This window comes from Actinoplanes sp. DH11, assembly GCF_020873875.1.
GTDB lineage: Bacteria > Actinomycetota > Actinomycetes > Mycobacteriales > Micromonosporaceae > Actinoplanes.
Genome location: NZ_JAHWGU010000007.1, coordinates 139450 through 162117 on the forward strand (window position 1 = coordinate 139450; position 22668 = coordinate 162117).

General features: G+C 71.4%; 20 protein-coding genes. 8 read left to right on the forward strand and 12 right to left on the reverse strand.

Annotated elements, in window-relative coordinates; genetic code table 11:
* Positions 1-28 precede the first annotated feature (28 nt).
* From LPA41_RS12580 to LPA41_RS12605, 6 genes are all read right to left on the reverse strand, one after another.
* A complete protein-coding gene (locus LPA41_RS12580; protein ID WP_229070308.1) occupies positions 29-2653 on the reverse strand; it encodes a glucosidase in 2625 nt (874 codons plus the stop codon).
* A 58-nt stretch (positions 2654-2711) separates the two neighbouring features.
* Positions 2712-3533: a hypothetical protein gene (locus LPA41_RS12585; RefSeq protein WP_229070309.1), complete on the reverse strand. Its 822-nt coding sequence runs from the start codon at positions 3531-3533 to the stop codon at positions 2712-2714.
* 224 nt (positions 3534-3757) lie between these two features.
* Positions 3758-4363, reverse strand: a complete 606-nt coding sequence (locus tag LPA41_RS12590) for a response regulator transcription factor (protein WP_229070310.1) — start codon at positions 4361-4363, stop codon at positions 3758-3760.
* Positions 4360-5529, reverse strand: coding sequence for a sensor histidine kinase (locus tag LPA41_RS12595; RefSeq protein ID WP_229070311.1), 1170 nt, complete (start codon positions 5527-5529; stop codon positions 4360-4362). The genes LPA41_RS12590 and LPA41_RS12595 overlap by 4 nt, the downstream gene beginning before the upstream one ends.
* A gap of 10 nt (positions 5530-5539) precedes the next feature.
* Positions 5540-6316: an ABC transporter permease gene (locus tag LPA41_RS12600; RefSeq protein ID WP_229070312.1), complete on the reverse strand. Its 777-nt coding sequence runs from the start codon at positions 6314-6316 to the stop codon at positions 5540-5542.
* On the reverse strand, positions 6313-7254 hold the full coding sequence (locus LPA41_RS12605; RefSeq protein WP_229070313.1) for an ABC transporter ATP-binding protein: 942 nt from the start codon (positions 7252-7254) through the stop codon (positions 6313-6315). Before LPA41_RS12605 ends, LPA41_RS12600 begins: the two co-directional genes overlap by 4 nt.
* A gap of 182 nt (positions 7255-7436) precedes the next feature.
* Between LPA41_RS12605 and LPA41_RS12610 the strand changes: the two genes are divergently transcribed.
* A complete protein-coding gene (locus LPA41_RS12610) occupies positions 7437-8486 on the forward strand; it encodes a hypothetical protein (RefSeq protein WP_229070314.1) in 1050 nt (349 codons plus the stop codon).
* 36 nt (positions 8487-8522) lie between these two features.
* A complete protein-coding gene (locus LPA41_RS12615) occupies positions 8523-9227 on the forward strand; it encodes a sulfotransferase (protein WP_229070315.1) in 705 nt (234 codons plus the stop codon).
* Positions 9228-9234: 7 nt separating this feature from the next.
* On the opposite strand, the gene LPA41_RS12620 is transcribed toward LPA41_RS12615, so the two are convergent.
* From LPA41_RS12620 to LPA41_RS12635, 4 genes are all read right to left on the reverse strand, one after another.
* Entirely contained in the window at positions 9235-10137 is a 903-nt protein-coding gene (locus tag LPA41_RS12620) for an aminotransferase class IV (protein ID WP_229070316.1), read from the reverse strand.
* A gap of 335 nt (positions 10138-10472) precedes the next feature.
* Complete coding sequence (locus tag LPA41_RS12625) at positions 10473-11855, reverse strand: hypothetical protein (protein ID WP_229070317.1); 1383 nt, start codon at positions 11853-11855, stop codon at positions 10473-10475.
* Positions 11855-12136 (reverse strand): hypothetical protein, encoded by a 282-nt coding sequence (locus LPA41_RS12630; protein WP_229070318.1) that lies wholly within the window; start codon positions 12134-12136, stop codon positions 11855-11857. The genes LPA41_RS12625 and LPA41_RS12630 overlap by 1 nt, the downstream gene beginning before the upstream one ends.
* A gap of 57 nt (positions 12137-12193) precedes the next feature.
* Positions 12194-12649, reverse strand: a complete 456-nt coding sequence (locus LPA41_RS12635) for a lamin tail domain-containing protein (protein ID WP_229070319.1) — start codon at positions 12647-12649, stop codon at positions 12194-12196.
* Positions 12650-12789: 140 nt separating this feature from the next.
* On the opposite strand from LPA41_RS12635, the gene LPA41_RS12640 reads away from it, so the two are divergent.
* Positions 12790-13143 (forward strand): PadR family transcriptional regulator, encoded by a 354-nt coding sequence (locus LPA41_RS12640; protein ID WP_229070320.1) that lies wholly within the window; start codon positions 12790-12792, stop codon positions 13141-13143.
* Positions 13140-14186: a hypothetical protein gene (locus LPA41_RS12645; RefSeq protein WP_229070321.1), complete on the forward strand. Its 1047-nt coding sequence runs from the start codon at positions 13140-13142 to the stop codon at positions 14184-14186. Before LPA41_RS12640 ends, LPA41_RS12645 begins: the two co-directional genes overlap by 4 nt.
* A gap of 321 nt (positions 14187-14507) precedes the next feature.
* Here the strand turns inward: LPA41_RS12645 and LPA41_RS12650 are convergent, their stop codons facing one another.
* Positions 14508-15185, reverse strand: a complete 678-nt coding sequence (locus tag LPA41_RS12650; RefSeq protein ID WP_229070322.1) for a hypothetical protein — start codon at positions 15183-15185, stop codon at positions 14508-14510.
* A 223-nt stretch (positions 15186-15408) separates the two neighbouring features.
* Entirely contained in the window at positions 15409-15969 is a 561-nt protein-coding gene (locus tag LPA41_RS12655) for a TetR/AcrR family transcriptional regulator (RefSeq protein WP_229070323.1), read from the reverse strand.
* Positions 15970-16042: 73 nt separating this feature from the next.
* Between LPA41_RS12655 and LPA41_RS12660 the strand changes: the two genes are divergently transcribed.
* From LPA41_RS12660 to LPA41_RS12675, 4 genes are all read left to right on the forward strand, one after another.
* The gene (locus LPA41_RS12660) at positions 16043-17473 is read left to right on the forward strand and encodes an MFS transporter (RefSeq protein WP_229070324.1); all 1431 of its coding nucleotides are present in this window, start codon (positions 16043-16045) and stop codon (positions 17471-17473) included.
* A 96-nt stretch (positions 17474-17569) separates the two neighbouring features.
* Positions 17570-18262: a hypothetical protein gene (locus LPA41_RS12665; protein ID WP_229070325.1), complete on the forward strand. Its 693-nt coding sequence runs from the start codon at positions 17570-17572 to the stop codon at positions 18260-18262.
* Positions 18263-18756: 494 nt separating this feature from the next.
* Positions 18757-21339: a right-handed parallel beta-helix repeat-containing protein gene (locus LPA41_RS12670; RefSeq protein WP_308036550.1), complete on the forward strand. Its 2583-nt coding sequence runs from the start codon at positions 18757-18759 to the stop codon at positions 21337-21339.
* A gap of 72 nt (positions 21340-21411) precedes the next feature.
* Positions 21412-22647, forward strand: a complete 1236-nt coding sequence (locus tag LPA41_RS12675; protein WP_229070326.1) for a hypothetical protein — start codon at positions 21412-21414, stop codon at positions 22645-22647.
* Positions 22648-22668 lie beyond the last annotated feature (21 nt).

Genomic DNA, 22668 nt, shown 5'->3' on the forward strand with positions numbered 1-22668 from the left:
GCTCAGGCCTCCACCGCCGGCCGGCCGGTCACTGTTCGGGCTTGCGCACCGATGCCTTGTGGAAGACCCCGGACATCCCGTTGTCGATCAGGTCCTGGCCGGTCAGCCCGGCGAACAGGTTGGGGAAGACCGCGACCAACCCCGTCCAGCCGGTCTGGTGGGCGGCCCCGATCCCGGCGCCGTTGTCGCCGTGGAAGTACTCGGAGAACAGCATCAGGTCCCGCCAGTGCTCGCCGGCGAAGGTCTGGTTGCCCCCGTAGCACGGCCGGTGCCCGTACTCGTCGGGCACGAAGATGCCGGTGAGCCGGCCGGAGATCTCCCGGGCCACCTCGAACAGCGTCATCTGCTGACCGGAGCCGGTCGGGCACTCCACGGTGAAGTCGTCGCCGTACCCCACGTACAGGTTGAGCAGGGCCCGGATCATCAGGGCGTTGACCGGGAACCAGATGGGGCCGCGCCAGTTGGAGTTGCCGCCGAACATGCCGCTCGCCGACTCGGCGGGCTGGTAGGAGACGCTGTGCACCTGGTCGCCGACGGTGAACTCGAACGGGTGGTCGGCGTGGTGGCGGGAAAGGGCCCGGATGCCGTACGGGCTGAGGAACTCGTCCTCGTCCAGCATCCGGCTCAGGATCCGCCGCAGCCGCCGCTCGTCGAAGAGCGCGAGCAGACGACCCTGCCGGCCGCCCATGTCGATGTCCTCGTGCCGGTCCAGGAACGCTTTCGCCTCCGTGATGACCTGCGGATACTTCTCGATCAGGGTCTTGTCGTAGACGGTGGCGGCGGCCAGTGGCAGCAGGCCGACCATGGAACGGACCCGCAGCGGCTGCGCCGACCCGTCGGGGGCGCGCAGCAGATCGTAGAAGAAGCCGTCCTGCTCGTCCCACATCGTCGCGCCACCACCGGTGTCGTTCACCGCGGCCGCGATCCAGGCGAAGTGTTCCAGGTAGGTCTGCGCCTCCTCCAGGTAGACCGGATCCCGGTCGCCCAGTTCCAGGGCGATCTGCAGCATGTTCTGGCAGTACAGCGCCATCCACGCGGTCCCGTCGGCCTGGTCCAGGTGCCCGCCGGTGGGCAGCGGCGCACTGCGGTCGAACACGCCGATGTTGTCCAGCCCCAGGAAGCCGCCCTGGAAGATGTTGCGCCCGTCCACGTCCTTGCGGTTCACCCACCAGGTGAAGTTCTTCGACAGCTTGTGGAACACGCGCTCCAGGAACGCCTGGTCACCCTTGCCGGTCCGGGCCTTGTCGAGTTCGTAGACCAGGTAGGCGGCCCAGGCGTGCACGGGCGGGTTGACGTCGCTGAAGTTCCACTCGTACGCCGGGATCTGCCCGTTGGGGTGCAGGTACCGCCGGGTGAGCAGCAGCTCCAGCTGCGACTTGGCGAACGCCACGTCGACGACGCTGAAGGCGACGGCGTGGTACGCCAGGTCCCAGGCCGCGAACCAGGGGTACTCCCAGGTGTCCGGCATCGAGATGATGTCGTGCGCGTCCAGGTGGAACCATTCGCCGTTGCGGATCCCTTGCGCGTCCAGCGGGTTGCGGCCGTGTTCGCGCAGCCAGCGCTGGACGTCGTAGCCGAAGTACTGCTTGCTCCACAGCATCCCGGCCAGGGCCTGCCGGGCCACCTGCCGTTCCGCCCCGCTCAGCGCCGGGGCGAACAGGGCGCCGTAGAACTCGTCCGCCTCGGCGCGGCGCGCCTCGACGATCTCGTCGAAGGCCCGCACGTCCTGGTCGGCCTCGGTGGGCGGCCGGTCACCGAGCTTGACGCGTACGACAGAGGACCCGCCCGCCGGCAACGTCAGGGTGACCACCGCGGCGGCCTTGGTCCCGGTCGCGTCGGCGTTGACGGCCTCCTTCTCCCCCTCGATCAGGTAGCGGCCGAACGCGTCCTTGCGCCCGTCCGCGTTCTCGGTGAACAACAGCTGGTGCTCACCGAGACACCTCCACCAGCGCGTGCCGAGCCCGTCGTGCTCGGCCTGGACCGTGGTGGTGCCGGTGGCCCGCAGCCGGGCCGGCTCGCCGGTGGCGCGGAACCAGACCGTGGGCAGCAGGTGCACGGTGGCTTCCTCGGGGCCGCGGTTGTGCACCGTGATCCGGGTCAGCACGTCCTCCGGGCCGGCCTTCGCGTATTCGACCTCGACGTCGAAATACCGGTCCTCCGCGAAAATCCCGGTGTCCACCAGCTCGTACTCGAACTCGCCGTACCCCCGTTCCCGGTTGGTGGCGACCAGGTCGTAGTACGGGAACTCCCGCTGCGGATACTTGTAGACCATCCGCATGTACGAGTGGGTCGGTGTCCCGTCGACGTAGAACCAGTACTCCTTGACGTCCTCACCGTGGTTGCCCTCGGAGTTGGTCAGCCCGAAGAACCGTTCCTTGAGGATCGGGTCCCGCCCGTTCCACATCGCCACCGCCAGGCACAGCCGCTGGCGGTCGTCGCTGAACCCGGCGATGCCGTCCTCACCCCACCGGTACGCCCGGGACCGCGCCTGGTCGTGGGTCAGATAATCCCAGGCGTCCCCGCCTTCGCTGTAGTCCTCCCGGACCGTCCCCCACTGCCGTTCACTGAGGTACGGCCCCCAGCGCCGCCAGTCCACGGCGGCGGTGTCGGCGTCCCGAAGGCGCCTCTGCTCGGCGTTCTCGCTTGCGCTCATGCCGTCAGGTTCAGCATCCCCGGCCCGGCGGGCGTCCTCCCGCAGGGATGAACCGGCCTCACCGCCGCTCCACCAGCAACCCCAGACGTGCCAGCCCGGCCATCGGGAGCTCGGCCCTCTCCACCCGCAGCGCCACCCGGTACATCCGCGGATCACCGCGAACCACCCGGTGCACGGTGCGCTCCCGGGTCACCCGCACCACCTCGCCGCTGGGCACGAGACAGGTCCGCGTCGCGCCCACCCCGATCACCCAGGCAGGCGTACGCCGCCGCAGCCACCGACCCTGCAGCAGTTCCTGATCGGGGCGTACCCCGTGGCGCCCCGCCCACCTGACGAACCACCGCCCCACCTCGGCCGAGTCCCACGGGAACGGCCCCGTACCGTCGAGGTCGGCGCCGGCCCGGACGTCCAGGAACGGGCAGACCCGCCGCAGCTCCGCCACCCGGTCCGCGGCGGCACCGTGCACCGGCGGCCCGTGCAGGTACGCCGCCGCCCGCAGCAGCCGCTCCACCGGGTCGGTGACCCCGCTCAGCTCGGTGAGACGCCGATCGTGCACCCCGGCCGCGTACGCCGCCGACTCCCGCAACCGCTCCCGTTCCCGCCCGGTGCAGATCGCGCACCGCCGCCCGATCCCCACGGCCAGGCAGTGCTGCCCCACCCAGGACCGGCACATCGGGCACGCGTCGACCGCCGGCTCACCGCAGGCGCACATCGCGACCGGCCCGGCCGAGCCGTCGTGGAACCGCTCCCCGCACGGCGTCGGCTCCGGATGCATGCCCGCCGGCCCGGGAACGTACCGCATCACCGGCCCGTCGCAGACGAAATACCCCGGCAGGATCTGGCGTGCCTGTTCGAGCCCGTGACCGCGCGCGCATCCCATCGACCCACATCACCACTCGCCGTTCACCGGCTCAACAACCGTTCGGTCGGCAACCTCCACCCGGCGGACCCTGACCTGAGCCGCCGTGGAACTCGGCATGCTGCAACGACTGCTCGACACCACCTCGCGGTCCGGCAACCAATGGCTGGCCGTGCTCGGCCTCCCTGCTGCTGGTGGTCGCCGGCACCGTCGTCCTGCTCCGGCGCCGCAACGGCCGCCGCTGATCAGATCCAGCCGTTCTTGCGGGCCGTGCGGGCGGCCTCGTGCCGATTCGCCGCGCCGAGCTTGCCGGCCGCCGCGGACAGGTAGTTGCGGACCGTGCCCGGTGACAGCGACGCCCGCCGGGCGATCTCCTCCACCGGCGCCCCGGTCGCCGCCAGCTGGAGGACGTCGGCCTCCCGGGCGGTGAGCGGGCTGTCGCCGGCGCTGATCGCCTCGGCCGCCAGTTGCGGGTCCACGTAGCGGCCGCCGCCGTGGACGGTTCGTACCACCATGGCCAGGTTCTCCGCGGACACCGTTTTCGGCAGGAAGCCGCGCACCCCGGCGGCCAGCGCCTGCTTCAGGTGCCCGGGGCGCCCGTGGCTGGTCACGATCATCGTCCGGCAGGTCGGCACCTCGGTGCGCAGCCGGTCCGCCACGGCGACGCCGTCGAGGTCGGGCATCTGCAGGTCGACGACTGCCACGTCCGGTTGCAGGGCCCGGGCCGCCGCGATCGCCTCGGCGCCGGTGGCGGCCTGACCGACCACGACCAGGTCGTCCTCGAGGGCCAGCAGCGCGGCTAGGGCACCACGGATCAGGTGCTCGTCGTCGGCGAGCAGGATCCGGATCACGCGGGCTCCTTCGTGTCGGCCGTCGCGGGCAGGCACACCACGACCCGGAACCGATCGGGCGGCACGGGGCCGGCGTCGACCGTACCCCCGGCCTCAGTGACCCGCTCGGTCAGCCCGGTCAATCCGTTGCCGTGCGCGGCCCGGGCTTCCGCGGCGCCGTCGTTGGTCATGGTCAGGGTGACCGTGCCGTCGGCGGCCCGGTCCAGCTCGATCAGGCATTCACCGGCCCGGCTGTGCCGCAGCACGTTGGTGGTGGCCTCGCGGATCGCCCAGCCCAGCGTGGTGCGGGTGCGCGGTCCGAGCCCGCCGCCGTCCCCGATCACCCGGCAGGCGATGCCGGCGGCGTCGAGCAACGACCGGGCGCCGGCGAGTTCCTCGTCGAGCCGGGCGGTGCGCAGGCCGGTGACCACGGCGCGCAGCTCGGCGAGCGAGTCCTGCGCGATGCGCCGGACCTCGAGCATCTCGGTGACGGCTTCGGGGCGTCCGCGTTTGCCGAGCTGGGCGGCGAGTTCGGCCTTGAGGGCGACGACCGAGAGGGTACGCCCGGCGACGTCGTGCAGGTCGCGGGCGAACCGCAGGCGTTCCTCGGCGACGGCCAGTTCGGCCCGCACGTGCTGGGCGTCCTCCAGCTGCCGCAGCACGTCCACCATCCACACCGTGCAGCGCTCCGTCAGGATCGCCACCACCGGGATCACGAGCAGCCCCAGGTGCGGCCCGAACCGGCTGCCGTCGGCGTGGATCGCCGGGCCCGCCGCGACGAGCCAGCCGCCCAGCACGATCGCGAGCGTGGCCGGCGCGGACAGCATCGGTTCGAGCGCGGTGACCAGCGCGGTGAGCACGGCCGTGACGGCGAACGCGAACGAGCCGTCGCCGGGGTCGGTGACCGGCCAGAACGCCACGATCGACGCCACGGTCAGCGCCACCACCGGCGAGACGGCCACCGGCCCCGGCCGGGTGGCCCGGCCGAGGCGGTAGTCGATGGTCCGGTGCAGCAGGATCGCGGCGGCCAGGGCCTGCACCGCGGACAGCCCGGCCGCCAGGGGCGCGAGCACGGTGGCCGACGCGTCGACCGCACCGACGACGGCCATCGGCACGGCGGCGTAGAGCACATACTGCGAACCTCGCAGGGTCAGGGCGACTCGAGCGGCACGGGACGTCTGCGACATGGCTGACAACCTATCGACGCGGTTCCCAGCGGAACGAACGCCGGACCACCAGCAGTCCCGCGACGATCCAGGCGGCCATGATCCCGGCGGGCAGCAGCGCGTCACCGAGCACCTCGACGAACCCGGCCGGTGGCGCGTCGCCGGTGGTGCCGAGCCAGCCGAGCCGCATCAGGTCGACGACCGGGCTCAGCGGCAGCGCCCGCAGCATCCCGCTGACCACGGCCGGCGCGTCGTCGAGCACCGGATAGAGCATCGAGCCGAGCAGGCAGCCCAGCAGCACCGGCAGCGTGGTGACCTGCGCCGACTCCGCGGTCCGGGTGAAGGGGGTGGAAGCCGCGGCGAGCAGCACGAACAGCACCGCACCACCGGCGACGCCGGCCAGCATCAGGGGTGCGTTCACCGGCACCGGGACCCCGAGCAGGATCGCGCCGGCCGCTGTGAAGACCACCATCTGTGCCGCCGCGACCACGACCATCGGTGCGGCGATGCCGGTCAGGATCGCACCGTCGCTCAGCTCACCGGCACGCAGCCGTTTCAGCACCAGTTCCTCGCGGCGCGACACGTACGTGGTGACCAGGTTGTAGTAGACGGCGGCGAGCAGCACGTACCCCAGCAGCGACGTCAGCAGCAGCGCCGTGGCCGTGGTCCCGCTCTCGTCGGTGATGCCGGACGAGGCCACCGCGGCCGCGATGAGCAGGGGCATCGCGAACGCGCTGAACATGGCGCTGCGGTTGCGGCCGAACAGTCTCAGTTCGGCGACGCCGACGGCACGGACCCGGGTGTTCATGCGTAAGTCTCCTCGTTCTGCGCGACGGCCATGAACGCCTCCTCCAGGGAGGCCGGCCGGGCTTCGAGCCCGGCCAGGTCGATCCGGTGGGTGCGGGCCCAGGCCAGCAACTCGGTGAGGGTGTCCTGCAACGTGTCGGTGCGCAGGGTGATCGGCTCGTGCGGCTCCGCCCGTACCCCCGCAGGCTCGTCCCGGGTGCCCGGCAGCGCCGGCAGCTGGCCCTCGACCATCCCGGCGGGCAGGCGGAACGTGATTCGCGCCGGGTGCTCGGCGACCACCTCGGCGGTCGACCCGGCCGTCACCACCTCGCCCCGGTGCATGATCGCCAGCCGGTCGGCCAGCTCCTGCGCCTCGTTGAGGTAGTGCGTGGTCAGCAGCACCGTCACGCCGTCGGCGAGCAGCGACCGCACCATCCGCCAGGCGTTGCGCCGGCTCTCCGGGTCGAGGCCCGTCGTCGGCTCGTCGAGCAGCAGGACCGACGGCCGCCCCATGATCGCCAGCGCCAGGTCGAGCCGGCGCCGCTCCCCGCCGGAGAGCTGACGCACCCGGACCTGCGCCCGGTGACCGAGATCGACCAGTTCGAGGGCTTCGCCGACCGGCCGCGGATCGGTGAGCGTGCCGGCCCACATCGCGGCCGACTCGGCCACGGTCAGATCGGGCGGCAGGCCGCCCTCCTGCAACATGATGCCCAGGTGGGCGCGGACCTTGCGGCGATCGGAGTACGGGTCCAGGCCCAGCACCCGCACGCTCCCGGCATCGGGCCGGCCGAACCCGGCGACCAGATCCATCGTGGTGGTCTTGCCGGCGCCGTTCGTCCCGAGCAGCGCGAACAGCTCCCCGCGCCGCACCTCGAAGGAGACGCCGCGCACCGCCTCGAACTCCTGATAGCGCCGCCGCACCCCGCTGACCTCGACGGCGGCCGATGTCGTTGTCGTCATGCCATTGAGTCTCGGCGCGCCGGGCCGGCCGCGGCAGTGCGCCGCATCATGACTTGCGATGACAGATGTCATGCCCCGGGCGTGCGGTGCGACATGTCCGGTCGGTCCCTTCCGGGCATCGCCGACGATGGATACGGTGATCGCCTGTTCCATCCGCGTCCCCGCCGGAAGGTTGAACGCCTGTGCGTTTTCTCGGTAACCCCAGGGTGTACGGCACCGCGATCGGGCTCGGCGTCGCCGTTCTCGGCAACGTGGTGGCCTCCACCGTGGACGCGGAGTGGGCCAAGCGGTGGTGGTGGCTGCTCACCGTACTGCTGCTGCTCCTGGCCTTCCTCCCGGTCCTCGGTCTCCGCTTCTGGCGCCGGGCCCGGAACGTCGCCCGCATCGCCGCCTGCTCCCCCGGCAGCGGCAAGCTCTACCTGTTCGGGGTGACCGCGGAGGGCGACCTGCTGAGCCGCCAGTACCGGGAGGGCCGGACCTGGTCGGCGTGGACGACCGAGTCGCTGCCCGGCGTCAAGGCCCGCGACGTCGCCGCCATGGCCGGGACGCGCGACGCCCTCGAGCTCTACGTCGTGTGCCGCGACGGTTCCGTGCGGACCCGGCGCCTCGACCACGACGGCTCCTGGTCACGCTGGGAGAAACTGAGCTCGTCGAGCTGGTTCGGCGACGTCGTGGCGGTGGCCGCGATCTCCGGCTCCCCGGGCTGGCGGGAGCTCTACGCCGTCGGCTCCAGCGGTCAGGTCGCCCACCGCTGGGCGGCTGACGACAAGCCGTGGTCCGCGTGGCATCCGGGCCACCACCAGGGTGCGCGGGACGTCGCGATCACCTCACCGGTGCCGCACACGCTCGAATCCTTCGTGGTCAACCGCGACGGCGAGATCTGGCACCGGTGGTACGTGGAGCAGAACTGGTCGGACTGGGAGTCGCTCGGCCGGCCCGCGGACGGGTCGCCCGCCCGCTCCATCGCCGCGACCGGCTTCCAGCGGGAACATCAGGAACTCTTCGTAGCGGGGACCGAGGGCGACGTCGCCCACCGCTGGCACTGGCAGGCAACCGGCTGGGCCGACCCCTGGCACGTCGACTCCCCGCCGGAGAAGGCGGTCGACATCGCGGCCGCCTCGACCAGCCAGGGGCGGCTGCATGTGACGGCCGTGGACGAGAACGGCGTGCTCTGGCAGCACGTCTACCGGTCAGAGCCCCGGGAATGGTCGGCCTGGGAGCGCATCGGCTGATCGCCAACGACGGCGTACGCGTGTGACGATCACCCGATGACGACGCGTGTAGCCATGTGGTCCGGGCCCCGGAACATCTCGACCGCCATGATGCGCAGCTTCGGCTCCCGGCCGGACACCGTCGTCGTGGACGAGCCGCTGTACGCCCACTACCTCGCCGTGACCGGTATCGACCATCCCGGCCGGGAGGCGATCCTGGCCGCCCAGCCGCAGCGCTGGCCGGACGTGGCCGCCCAGCTCACCGGCCCGCTCCCCGGCGACCCGGCGGTGTTCTACCAGAAGCACATGACCCATCACCTGCTGCCCGGGATCGGCCGGGAGTGGCTGGGCGCGCTGACCCACGCGTACCTGATCCGGGATCCGGCGCACGTGATCGCCTCCTACGCGAAGGTGCGCGGCGAACCCACCCTCGACGACCTCGGCTACCCGCAGCAGCTGGAAATCTTCCGGGCCTTCGGCGGCCCGGTGGTCGACGCCGCCGACGTGCTGCGTGACCCGCGCCGGACCCTGTCCCGGCTGTGCGCGGCGCTGGGCATCGGCTTCGACGAGGCGATGCTGTCCTGGCCGCCCGGGCCGCGCGAGGCGGACGGCGTGTGGGCGCCGCACTGGTACGCGGCCGTCGAACGGTCCACCGGCTTCGCGCCCTGGGATCCGTCGCCGGCCCAGGTCCCGGACCGGCTGCGGCCGCTGGTCTCGGCGGCCCGGCCCTACTACGACGAGATGGCGGCCCACCGGATCTGAGCGGGGATCAGTCGAGCAGGCGTACGCCGTTCGCGGTGGCGTGCTCCCGGTAGAGCCGGGCGATCCGGGTGGTCACCGGCCCCACCGCGCCGGCGCCGATCGGCCGGCCGTCGATCACCGTGACGCCGGCGATCTCCCCCATCGTGCCGGTGCAGAACACCTCGTCGGCCGTGTACATCTCGGTCAGCGACACGTCCCGCACCACCGCCGGGATGTCGTGCGCCGCAGCCAGGGCCAGCACCGTCTGCCGAGTGATCCCTTCCGGGCACGCGGCAGTCGTCGGGGTGACAAGCGACCCACCGGTGACCGCGAACAGATGGGTGGCGTTGGTCTCCGCCACGAAGCCCCGACCGTCGAGCATCAGCGCGTCGTCGGCACCCGCGGCCGTCGCCTCGATCTTGGCGAGGATCGAGTTCAGCAGGTTCGCGTGATGAATCTTCGGGTCCAGCACGTCCGGACCCGGTCGCCGGATGCTCGACGTGGCCAGTCGCAGGCCCCCGGTGTCGTAGACCGGCGCCTTGAACTCGGCGAGCACGATCAGGGTCGGACCCGACTGGTTGAGCCGCACGTCCATGCCACTCGTCACCTTGACGCCCCGGGTCAGGGTCAGGCGCACGTGGACGCCGTCGTACATCTCGTTGGCCCGCAGCGTCTCCGTCACCGCCGCGACGATCGCCGCGTCGTCCGGGACCTCCGCGAACCCCAGAGCCCGCGCCGAACGTCGCAGCCGGTCCAGATGCTCGTACAGCCCGAAGATCGCGCCCTGGTAGAGCCGCAGCCCCTCCCAGACGGCGTCCCCGCCCTGCACCACCGAGTCGAACGGTGACAGACCGGGCTCGCTGCGGTGCCGCAGCGTGCCGTCAACCCAGTACCGGATGTCCGCGTTGCGCTCGTCGTACCGCTGCAGCATCGCTCGATCATAGGCCCGCCGTGATCAACGAAACCGCCGTCCCCGCGGCCCCAACCGCCCCAACCGCCCCCGCCGCCCGATGCGCTGCCGCCCGGTCCGGGACACCCGACACCTGGCCGTCTCTGCGGCCCAAGCAGCCCACGCAGCCCACGCAGCCCACGCAGCCCACGCAGCCCACGCAGAGATGTTGATCTGCTAGCGCTACGCAATCGCGGTGATCATGGACCTGAAACCGCAATTTCGCATCGCTAGCAGATCAACAACGCCACGCGGACCCACCGCAGCGGGTCGCGGCTACTCACTCACTGACCGCCGTCGACCCTCGCGCCACCGCTTCACCGCTCGCCGAGCGTGGCCTTCGAATCCTCCGCCGGCTTCTCCGCGCCGGCGCCCGTACCGTCCTTGATCGCACCGTTCGAGTCACCGCCAGGTGCACCCTCACCCGCTTCGTTCCGGTTCGCAGCCGCATCCCGTTCAGCGCCATCCGCCTCGCCGCCGGACCCATTCTCAGCAGGCTTGTCAGCATTCCCCGGCGCCACCGACCGGTCGCTGATCGACCCGTTGGCCGCACCCGTGGCATCGCCTTCGGCAGGCTTGGTGGCCTCCGCAGCAGCATCCGACCCGTCACTGAGCGAACCATTCGCCGCACCCGCAGCACTGCCCTCCGCCGGTTCGGTCGCCTGCTCGGGAGCATCCGACCGGTCACCGGCAGAATCACTCTCCGCAGGCTTCGCGGCATCCGCCGACTCGTCCGGTCCGTCCCCCAAGGAGGCGTTCGCGTCACGCAACTCGCCGCCAGCTTCACCGTTCCCCTCACGCAGCTCGCCGCGAGCCCCCGTATTCTCCTCACGCAATTCGCCGCGCGCCTCACCGTTCGCATCACGCAACTCCGCGCGAGCCTCCCCGTTCGCGTCACGCAACTCGCCGCGAGCCTCGCCGTTCCCCTCACGCAACTCCGCGCGAGCCTCCGCACCGCCGAGCCCACCAGCCAACCCGCCGGCAGCAGCCCCCGCACCAGCCCCGACACCCGAGCCAGCACCAGCACCAGCAGCGCCAGCGCCATCCCCGGATCCGGCAGCAGAAGCGGCACCCGCCACCCCGGCAGCAACCCCACCGGAGGCAGCCCCCAGCCCAGCACTCCCATCGCCAGCACCACCGATCCCCGCCGCCAGCCCGCCCGCAGCACCCCCGACAGCGGCACCTTTCGCCACATCGCCAGCCCGGATCAGGGGACGCCCGGCCACGGATGCCGCGCGTGCCCGTACGCCCTGCACCGCCGCCGTCATCTCCGCCCGCGCACCCGCCACCTCCGCCGCCGCCGTCTGATAGGCCGCCATCTGCCGCGGATAGTCCGGCGAAGCCGGGTCCGCGGGTTCGAGAATTGTCGTGCCGGAGACCGGTACCCCGTTCGCGGCCGCCACCTCGCGCGCCGCCGCCATCCGGCTCTGCGCCGACGCCAGCCGGCTGCCGTAGTCGTCGAACGTGGACGCCGTGGACGTGATCTCGGTGTGCAGCGCGGTGGCGAGGCTGCCGGCGGAGGTCATCCGGTTGCTGAAGGCGGTCCCGGCCGACCCGAGCCAGCCTGCCGTGGCGTCGGCGCCGGTGGCACGCAGGGTGGCGGCGCCGGATTCGACGTCGAAGGCCAGTTCGGAGCGCAGCCAGCCGGCGGTGCCGAAGATCTGGCCGGGGTCGCCGTCGAGGCGGGTGTCGAGTGGCATCACAACACCCCGCTGATCCTTTGCCCGGAGGCGGTGTCCTCGGTGGCGTACGCCTGCCCGGCCTCGCTGACCCGCGTGCCGGCGTCCCGTAAGCCGGCGGCGAGGCCGGCGGAACTCTCGGAGAGCTGGGCGAGGAGTTCGGCGAAGATCGGTGTTGCTTCGCCGGCGTCCGGGGTGCGTGGCGTTCGTGTGCCGGTGGCTCGCAGCGCCTCGCCGGAGCGCCGGAGCCGATCCGAGATCGACTCGAGAAGTACCAGGTCGACAGTCAGTCGATCGGCCATGATCATTCCTCCCACCGTGCGGTTGTCCGGGTGTACACCGCACGGTGGGAGAAAGGTTCAGCAGGCGATCTTGGTGCGGCCCTTCTTGTTGTTCCACGAACAGGTGTCGTGGGTCTTCTTGCTGGGCTTGCGCAGGGTCGCCTTGTCGCCGGTGTTGTTCCAGATGTAGTTGCCGCTGTTCCAGTAGATGTGGGCCTTGGCGTTCTTGCCGTTGCCGGTGTGCAGGTAGATCTTGCCGCCCTTGCCGGGGATGCTCACGCTGCCGAAGGTGTAGACCCGGCCGCCCTTCTCCTTGACCGACCAGCCCTTCAGGTTCACGGCCTTCTTACCGGTGTTGACCAGCGAGATCCATTCGGCGTTGCGGGACTTGTTGCTGCGGTTGTCCTTGCCCGGCGAGTCGTACTGGGCGGTGTGGAACCGCAGCGCCGGTGCGGCCTGGGCGGGGCTGGCGGCGGCGAGGGTACCGCCGACGGCGACGGCGATCGCGGCGACGGTTCCGAACAGTCTGCGCATGAAGTGCTGTCTCCTCGTGGCTCGGTGATTGCCTGCATGCTTCCGGAGCACGGCACCGCGTCACATCGACACGACTCAGCGTTTCGGCCGGTCTCGGCACGACCGTTGACCTATATTCAGATCATCTTTATATTGGCCGCATGCCGAAACCGATGCGCGAGCCGACGTTCTGGACGCTCACCGCCCTGGCCGGTGGCCCCCAGCACGGCTACGGCGTGATGCGCGAGGTCAGCCGCCTCTCCGGCGGCCAGGTCACGCTGCTCGCGGGCACGCTCTACACCGCACTGGACCGCCTGCACGCCGAGGGCCTGGTCGAGGTCGACCGGGAGGAGGTCGTCGACGGGCGCACCCGGCGCTACTACCGGCTCAGCGTCTGCGGCACTGCCGCGTTGGCGAGCGAGAGCGAGCGCTTGCAGCGCAATGCACAGACGGCGAGACAGCAGCTGTACGGGCGGAGCGCCCCCACCTTCGAGCCCGGCGGGAGTCCGGCGTGACCGGGCCGTGGGGATACCGGGTGCTGCTCCTGGCGTACCCGGCCGGCGACCGCCGCGACGAACTGCTCGACACGGTGACCGCCACCGGCCGCACCGTGCCGTCCTGGCGTGAGGTGCCCAACCTGCTGCGGCACGGCCTGCGCGCCCGGCTGGGCCGCCCCGGCGGCACAGCGGTCGTGGTGGCGGCGCTGCTCGTCGCGCTGACCAGCGGCTATTTCGCCGCCGCCGGCGCGGACCGGCTCGCCTGGGAGGCGGTGCCCGAGCTGCCGACCGGCGCGGAACTGGACGAGATCACCGGCACGGTCTTCCCGGGCCTGCCGGTGGCCGGTGAGCGTTACGGCGACGGCCTGTTCCACGACGTCATGGACCGGGGCGGGCTGGGCGGGCACGACGAGGATTTCGAATTCGCGGGGTACGGGTTCAGCCCGGACGGTGGCTTCGTCAAAGGCGACTACCGGGAATGGACGAGCGCCGCAGCGGGCCGGCTGTCCGCGGCCGGCTGGCAGGTGCGCGAGATCGTACCGATCGGCGCCACCGACATCGCCACCGGCGCGCTGGAGGAGTCCGGCCGCTCGCTGTGGGCCTCGCGGGAGGGCCTGACCCTGGAACTGGAGACTGAGACGACGGTGGTGGGCACCCCGCCCGGCAGCTTCGACGTGATCGCCGAGGTGAAACGGCTGCCACCGTGGTTCGTCACCACGGCCGGCCTGGCCGGCTGGTTCGCCGGCGCCCTGCTGGGCTGGCTGGTGTTCGGCTGGGCGTGCCGGCGCACCGAGGCCGCCGGCTCCACGGTCCGGGTGCTGGCCAGCGGCGCGGTCACGGTGGCGCTGGCCATGCTGCTACCCCTGAGCCTGTACGGGGTGTTCGCCTTCACCTACCTGTCCGCCGTCGAGCAGACCCCGTTCCAGCCGTTCTGGGGCTTCTCCGCCACCTACGGCTACGGCTGCACCGGCGCCGGCTTGTTCCTCTGGCTGGCCGCCTTGCTGCTCGCCGCGTTCGCCGGCCGCTCCCCCGCACCAGGCCCGGCCGTCGACCGCAGCTGATCAGAAGGGCGTGGGCCGGCCTGCCCGCGAGCTCGGCGCCGGCCGCTGCACCCGACGGCCGTTTCTGGTCGAGGTTCCATCCGGCGGCCGCGGACGTCCGGCGACTGCGGGCGTCCGGCGACCTCATCCCTGCCGGTGCGCCCGGCGGCCGGTTTCCGCGCCGTTCCCCGGCTGCGGGCCCGCGGGGCCTCGGCACCAGGACTGCCCCTTGTTTCGGTCAGGGAGCGAGTGCGAGCCTTATGCCGGTTCATGCTGGTCAGGCGCGTGGCGCGGGTTCGATGAGTCGGGTGCCGACCCGCGCGCATGAGTGCGATCCTGCGATCAGTCCGCGATCCCCGTGGTGCGCCCCCGTGGCGTTGTTGATCTGCTAGCGATGCGAAATCGCGGGTTCGACCCCATGATCACAGCGATTTCGTAGCGCCAGCAGATCAACATCTCGACGTGGAGGGCGCGTTCGGCACCACCGGGGCTGTACGCGGCGATGGACCGACCGGCGGTATCGGCCGGGCGACGATCCGAGGTGCCGCGGCCGGGGGCGGTGAAGACCTGGGGGCGCCCGCCATGGCCCGGCGGCCGGTGGCGGCTCAGCACGGGTTGATTGCAGAGTCGGGAGTTGTCCAGCGACGAACGTGAGGGGCACCTCGACGCCCGGCAGACGGCGCTCGGCGAGCGGGCCCGGCAGTTGCGCGCGCAGTTCGGCGACCAACTGGACACGAGCCTGCACGCGATAAACCGGACGCGGCCGGCGCTGAACCGCACACGGGTCCGGCTGGACCGCACCGAGGCCGCGCTGCGGACGACGCCCTGCGCACCGACCGCGACCAGGCGGAGATCGATCGGCAGATCGCTGACAGCGGGCGGCAGCAGCAAGCCACGGATCAACAGACCGCAGGCCAGTAGGGCCCCTTCCCGCTGTTCCACCCGGCCGGGCGCGGCGCAAGCCCACCCGGCGCGGCGCAAGCCCAACCCGGCGCGGTGCAAGCCCACCGGCGCAAGCACAGCCCAACCCGGCGCGACGCAAGCCCAACCCGGCGCAGCACAAGCCCACCCGGCGCAAGCACAGCCCGGCGCGACGCAAGCCCAACCCGGCGCGGCGCAAGCCCACCCGGCGCAAGCACAGCCCGGCGCGGCGGGCGATTGCGGGGACAACGTCGGCTCACGCGGTTGGCGCTCAAGCGGGGCCGGCCATGACGCGGGCGGCGGCCAGCACGCGCGGCGGCGGTCAGGGGCGGGCGCGGATGCCGTCCAGGGCGAAGCGCAGGACGCGGTCGCGCTGTTCGTCGTCGACGAACGCGGCCGAGGTCAGGCCGGAGACCAGGCGCAGGACGTCGTCGAAGCTGGCCTCGGCGCGTACGTCGCCGGCCTGCTGGGCCCGGGTCATCAGCGGTTCACCGGCGGCGATCATCGTGGCGCGGCAGGAGCGGAACATCTCGGAGTCCCGGTTGAGGACGTCGATGATGGCGCGCTTGGTCACCGCGTACGCCACGAAGCGCCGCAACCAGGCCTGCAAGGCCTCCCATGGCGGGAGGCTCGCGGCTGCCTCGGCTGCCGCGCTCAGCTGGTTGATCTCCTCGACGTAGACCGCCTCGAAGAGGTCCTGCCGGGTCGGGAAGTTGCGGTACAGCGTGCCGATGCCGACACCGGCCCGTTTCGCGATCTCCTCGAGGGACGCGTCGGCGCCCTTCTCGGCGAAGGTGTCGCGGGCGGCGGCGAGCAGCGCGTCGAAGTTGCGCCGGGCGTCCGCGCGCTGCGGGCGGCGTACCGCGATCGGGCCGTCGGCCATGGAGAGGCTCCTCACATCCGCCGTGGTGGAAACCGGTTGCGAACCGGAGGCTCGCCTCCGCTAAGGTGGAGGCATGCCTCGACTTTACCAGGGCTCGCCCCGCGCCACCTTCGCGGTGCTCGCCGCGGCGGCCGCCGCGTTCTCCCTCATGCAGTCACTGGTCACCCCGGTGCTGCCGACCATCCAGCAGGACCTGCACACCACCACCGGCACGGTCACCTGGGTGCTCACCGCCTGGCTGCTCGCCGCGTCCATCGCCACCCCGCTGATGGGCCGCATCGCGGACGGCATCGGCAAGGAACGCGCCCTGCTGATCGCGCTCGCCGCCATCGCCGCCGGCTGCCTGCTCGCCGCGGTCGCACCGAACATCGGCGTGCTGATCGCCGCCCGCGTCGTCCAGGGGCTCGGTGGCGCGGTTTTCCCGATCTCGTTCGGCATCCTGCGCGACGAGTTCCCGCCGGACCGGCTCGCCTCCGCGCTCGGCGTGCTCTCCGCGGTCATCGCGACCGGCAGCGGCGTCGGCATCGTCCTGGCCGGTCCGATCGTCGGCGTGCTCGACTGGCGCTGGCTGTTCTGGATCCCGATGATCATCGTGGCGGCGGTCGGCCTGGTCGCCCACCGTGTCGTCCCGGCCTCGCCGGTGCGCACCCCGGGCCGGATCAACTGGCTGTCCGCCACGCTGCTCGCCGGCTGGCTGGTCGCCCTGCTGCTGCCACTGAGCATGGGGCGGTCGTGGGGATGGTCGTCCACCCGTACTCTCGTGCTCTTCGCCCTCGCCGCGCTCCTCGCCGCCGGCTGGCTGATCGCCGAGTTGCGCGCCGCCGAGCCGCTCATCGACATGCGGATGATGCGCCTGCCCGCCGTCTGGACCACCAACCTGGCCGCCATGCTGTTCGGCGCCGCGATGTTCGGCGTCTTCGCCTTCCTGCCGCAACTGCTGCAGGTGCCGGCATCCACCGGGTACGGGTTCGGCGCCAGCGTCACCGGCGCCGGCCTGCTGATGCTGCCGCTGCTGGTCGCCATGGCCGTCTTCGGTTCCCTCAGCGGCCCCCTGACGCGGTGGGTGAGCAACAAGGCCCAGTTGCTGTGGGGATCAGCGATGGGTACGGCCGCCTGCGTCTCGCTGGCCCTGGCACACACCGAGAAGTGGACCGTCGCGGTGGCCGCCGGCGTGTTCGGTATCGGCCTCGGCCTGGTCTATTCCTCAATGATCAACCTGATCGTGCAGGCCGTCCCGCCGCACCAGACCGGCGCCGCGAGCGGCATGAACACCAACATCCGCACCATCGGCGCGTCCCTCGGCACGGCCATCGTGAGTACGGTCGTGACCGGTCACGTCGGCGCCGACGGCCTGCCCGCCGAAGCCGGGTACACCCAGGCTTTCCTGCTGCTGGCCGGCGCCAGCGCCGCCGCCTTCCTGGTGTCGCTGCTGGCCCCGGTCACCCGCCGCGTCGTGGCACCGAAGCCGGAAGTCCTTCCCGATCTGAGCCCGGTCGAGGTCTGACCGCCCGATGCGCGGCCGGGCACGGGTCGTTCGATGCGCGGGCGGGCGGGTACGGCCGCGGAGCGGGCATGCGCGGGTCGGCTACCGTGGGCAGCCGTGCCGAACCCGTACGTCGACGACCGATCCGACGCCGTGCCCGCCTGGATCGTGTGGCCGGTCAAGGCGCTCGCGTTCGTCGTGGTGCTCCCGTTCCGCCTGCTCTGGGAAGGCCTGCGGATCAGCGGGCGGTTCCTTCTGCGGTACGTCCTGCGGCCGCTGGCCTGGCTCTGGGAACACGCCGTCGTCATCCCGCTGGCGTGGCTCTGGCGGCACCTGGTGGTCATCCCGGCATCGTGGCTGTGGCGGTATCTGATCGTCGTCCCGGCGCGCTGGCTGTGGCGCGGGATCGTCACGCTGGGCCGGTGGCTGGCCTGGCCGTTCGTGTGGCTGTGGGGCGCCGCGATCCTCCCGGCCCTGCACGCGGTGATGCGCTGGGTGGTCGTGCCGGTCGCCGAGTTCCTCTGGGTGTGGCTCCTGGCGCCGGTGGGCCGGGCGATCATCTGGTTCGTGCGCACCGGATGGGACGGCACGACGTGGCTCGGTGTCCGGTTCTACCGCTACGTGCTGCGGCCGATCGGGGTCGCGCTGGCCTGGCTGTGGCGGTACACCTTCGGGGCGCTGTTCCGCGGTCTCGCGTACGCCTGGCGGATGACCGTGACCCCCGCCGTGCGCTGGCTGCACACGCAGGTCCTGCGCCCGGCGGCGCAGGCGACCCGCGACATGCTCGGCGCCCTGGGCCTGCGCCGCTGATCCGCCGGAGCGCCGCAAGGCAGGCGACGAGCTGCCGGACCGGGCCCAGGCCGGACACCCGGATCACCTGTTCGCGGAATTATTCCTGCAACTTACCTGCAAACCAAAAGCATTGACGCATTTCATGATCCCTATCTAGATTCAATTTGATGCAAACGTTTGCTGAATTGGATCTCGATTGATCGAGGAGCGCGTATGCAAACCCGGAACCCGGCCCGCGCCCCACCACCGGCCCATGGCAGTCACCTCGTCTGACCTCGCGAGTTGCTCCACCGGCACACTTCGATCGGCCCTTTTCGGCCCGATTCCTCGCGTGTTTTCTGCGATATCCGCACGCACGCCAAAGATTTCCGCAAACACCTGGACATAGAGCCAGCGATCCGGCGTGCCCGGAAATGATCTGCGCCAGCATTCCCGTCTGCCGCGCCGTCACCGGGCGCCTGCGGCCGGGAACCGATCCGTGCGCACCCGTTCCCTACTGATCAGGAGGATCAGTGCATCCCACAACCGCTCGGCGCGTCCCCCGCCGGGGCCTGCTCGCCGCCTTCGGCGCCGTCCTCGGCGTCGTCGTGCTCATCCTCGGCATGGGCTCGATCGCCTACGCCGACACCCTGTTCACCGACGACTTCGAGGACGGCAACGCCACCGGCTGGACCGGCTCCGGCGGCAGCTGGGCGGTCGCCACCGACGGCGACCGCGTCTACCGCCAGTCCGGCACCAGCTCCGACGCCCGCTCCCTGGCCGGCAACGCCGCCTGGACAAACTACTCGGCTCAGGCCGTCGTCAAACCGACCGCGTTCAACGGCACCAACCGCTTCGTGGCCCTGCTGGCCCGGGCGCAGAGCAACACCAGCTACTACTACCTGGCGCTGCGCAGCAACAACACGGTGGAACTCAAGAAGCTGGTCGGCGGCTCGTCGACCACCCTGGACACCGCTTCCGTCGGCGTCAGCGTGGGCACCGCGTACACGCTGCGGCTGGACGTGAGCGGAACCTCGCTGCGCGGGTACGTCAACGGCGCCGCCCTGGTCGACGCGACCGACAGCCAGTTCAGCTCCGGCCGCATCGGCGTGGCCACCTTCAACGCCAGTGCCAACTTCGACGACGTGCGGGCCGACACGATCGGCGGCGGCGACCCGTCGTCACCGACGCCGTCCTCGGTGTCACCCTCCCCCAGCAGCAGTGAGCCGACCGACCCGGGCTCGAACGTCGCCGACGGCTGGGCCGGCGTCAACGCATGGGGTCAGAACGGCACCACCGGTGGCGCGGGCGGACCGACCGTCACGGTCGACACCGCGGCCGAGTTCATCGCCGAGGCCGCGGCCGCCGGACCGCGCATCATCCAGGTGCAGGGCCTGATCGCGCTGCCCGGGCCGATGCACGACGTCACCTCCGACAAGACCATCGTCGGGATCGGCGCCGGCTCCGGGTTCACCGGCGGCGGCCTCAACATCGGCCTGCCGATCGACAACGCGATCACCGCGCCGCCCGCCAACGCGATCAACAACATCATCGTACGGAATCTGAACTTCCGGAACTGGGCCGACGACGCGATAAACGTGCAGATGTTCTCGCACCACATCTGGATCGACCACAACACCTGGACCACCGGGTCCGACGGCGGCGTCGACGTCAAACGCGGCTCCTCGTACGTCACCATCTCGTACAACCACGCCGACGGCACCGACAAGAACATGCTGCTCGGCCACGATGACAACAACGCCGCCCAGGACGTCGGCCGGCTCAAGGTCAGCTACCACCACAACTGGTTCGACGCCACCCGCCAGCGCAACCCGCGGGTCCGCTTCGGCGACCAGGTGCACGTCTACAACAACCACTACAACGACACCGGCGACTACGGCATCGCCTCCGCCGAGGACGCCGGCGTGATCGTCGAGGGCAACAGCTTCGAGAACGTCGACGACCCGTACCACCTGGGCGAGGCGTCATCGGGGCCGGGCCGGCTCGTGGCCCGGGACAACTGCTTCGTCAACTCCGGTGCCGGTCAGGCCGGCGGGAGCGTCCCGGCCGTGCCGTACGCGTACACCTTGCTGCCCTGCGCCCAGGTGAAGGCCGCGGTCACCGCGGCCGCCGGAACCGGCAAGGTCGGTCTGCCCGGCGGTCCCACCGGCAACCCGTCACCGAGCACGTCCACCTCGGCCAGCCCCAGCCCGAGCAGTGCCAGCCCGACACCGTCCACCAGCACCCCGCCGGTCGGCGACCCGGGTCTGATCGGCTGGGCCACCCAGAACGGCGGCACCACCGGCGGCGCCGGCGGCCAGACCGTCACCGTGACCGACGGGCAGGCGCTCGCCGACGCCCTGGAGTCGTCGAGCCCGCTGATCATCCGGGTGCAGGGTTCGGTCACCATGCCGGACAAGATGAACGACGTCCGGTCCAACAAGACCGTTCTCGGGGTCGGCTCGACGGCCGTGCTCGACAACGGCCTCAACGTGAGCAGCGCGACGAACGTCATCATCCGCAACCTCACCTTCCGCGGCTGGGACGACGACGCGATAAACGTGCAGCAGTCCCGCAACGTCTGGCTCGACCACAACACGTTCGACGGGCCCGGCTACGACGGCGCCCTGGACATCAAACGGGGATCGGACTTCGTGACGGTCTCCTGGAACCGGGCCAGCAACCACGTCAAGACCATGCTGCTGGGCCACGACGACGGCAACGCGAGCCAGGACGTCGGGCACCTGCGCGTGACGTACCACCACAACTGGTTCGACAACACCGGCGAACGGCACCCGCGGGTCCGGTTCGGTGACCCGGTGCACGTCTACAACAACTACTACAACGGCAGTGACTACGGCGTCGCCTCCACCATGGGGGCCGGCGTGCTGGTCGAGGGCAACTACTTCGAGAACGTCACCCGGCCGACCGCGGTCGGCTACGCCGAGTCGGATCCGGGCGACCTGGTCCAGCGCAACAACGTCTTCGTCAACTCCGGCGCCCCGGAGAGCGCCGGGGACGTCGCCCCCATCCCCTACGCGTACCAGCCGGACAACGCGGCCGACGTGAAGTCTCTCGTCACCGCCGGCGCGGGCGCCGGCCGGATCAGCCCCTGACCGACACCGACAGCTGCCGGGGCCGCCGCCAGGCGGTCCCGGCGTGTCACACCCCCGTGGCAGGCTCCCGGCATGCGTTGTGACGTCTGCGAGTCGCCGATGGACCGATGGGATCTGCCACCGTCCCCGTGGTGCCGGGAGATCTGGACCTGCACGTGGTGCCACGCGGTGACCCAGGTCGGCGCCGGCGACTACGAGGTGCTGCGGTTTCCGTACGAGCGGTGGAACCTGCGCTGGGAGGCGGCCTGGTCGGACATGCTGGCCGACGCGAGCCGGCATGCGTACGGCCTGCGCAACGCCACGCTGTGCGGCATCGAGAAATCCGACATGGAGGGCTCTCAGTTCGGCATGTGGGGCGGCCGCGACGACGACTGCCCCGACTGCACGGCTGCGGCACAGGCGATCGACGCCCGGTGGCCCGAGGACCGGCGCGCCGGCGGGTTCCGGGTCTGCGTGCCCGCCGCGTCCCGCCCGGCGGAAACCGGCTCCGTCCGGCCCGCCGACGAACTGGGCCGGGCGGACGTGCTGCTGCCGGACCTGCCGGTGGGGCCGGCCGGCCGGCTGCTTCCCGAGCCCGCCCCGGCGCATCCGGAAACCGGCTTCCGGACGATCGGCGACGGCCCCGACGCGGTGCGCCTACCGGCGTTCTGGGCCGGCGGAGGCCTCGGGCAGTACCGGCCGTTCGACCAACGGGAACGGCATTTCGCCTGGTTCCAGGCCTACCCGCTGGAAAGCGTCCCGGCGCTGGACGACGCATCGTTCACCGGTGACTTCGCCTGGTTCGGCGACATCGGGGAACCGCTCGACCACCGCACCGCGGTGACCGACCCGATCGCCGCGAAACTGGCCGAGGACGGGCTCACCCTGCCTGCCGACTTCGTCGCGCTGATCACCCGGGCGCACCTGCACCGCTGCCTGGACCGGGCCGGCGACTGCTCCTGGACCGACGTGGCCGGCCCGGTGCCCAGCCCGGCTCACCCGGACGACCGCATGGTGCTGTTCTTCCGTGACCAGCAGAGTTGCCTCGTCTGGTACCTCTACCTGCACCGCGACGGACACTATGCGGTCGTCTGCTCGGGCCGGGACTACACCACCGAGTGGGGGCTCAGGTACCGGCAGGACGGCGAGATCGCTGAGCCTGTCGACGAGCTGTACTGGTGCGCGCCGGGCGTGGAGAGCTTCGCCTACCGGTTCCTGATCGAAGGAACGCTCATCCAGGCGATCCGGGACCGGCGGCCGGCCACGGAACTGACCCCGGAGGCGCTGACCTACCTGGCCCACTACGTGCCCGCTGCTCCCCACACCTGACCAGTGACAACGCTGCCGTCG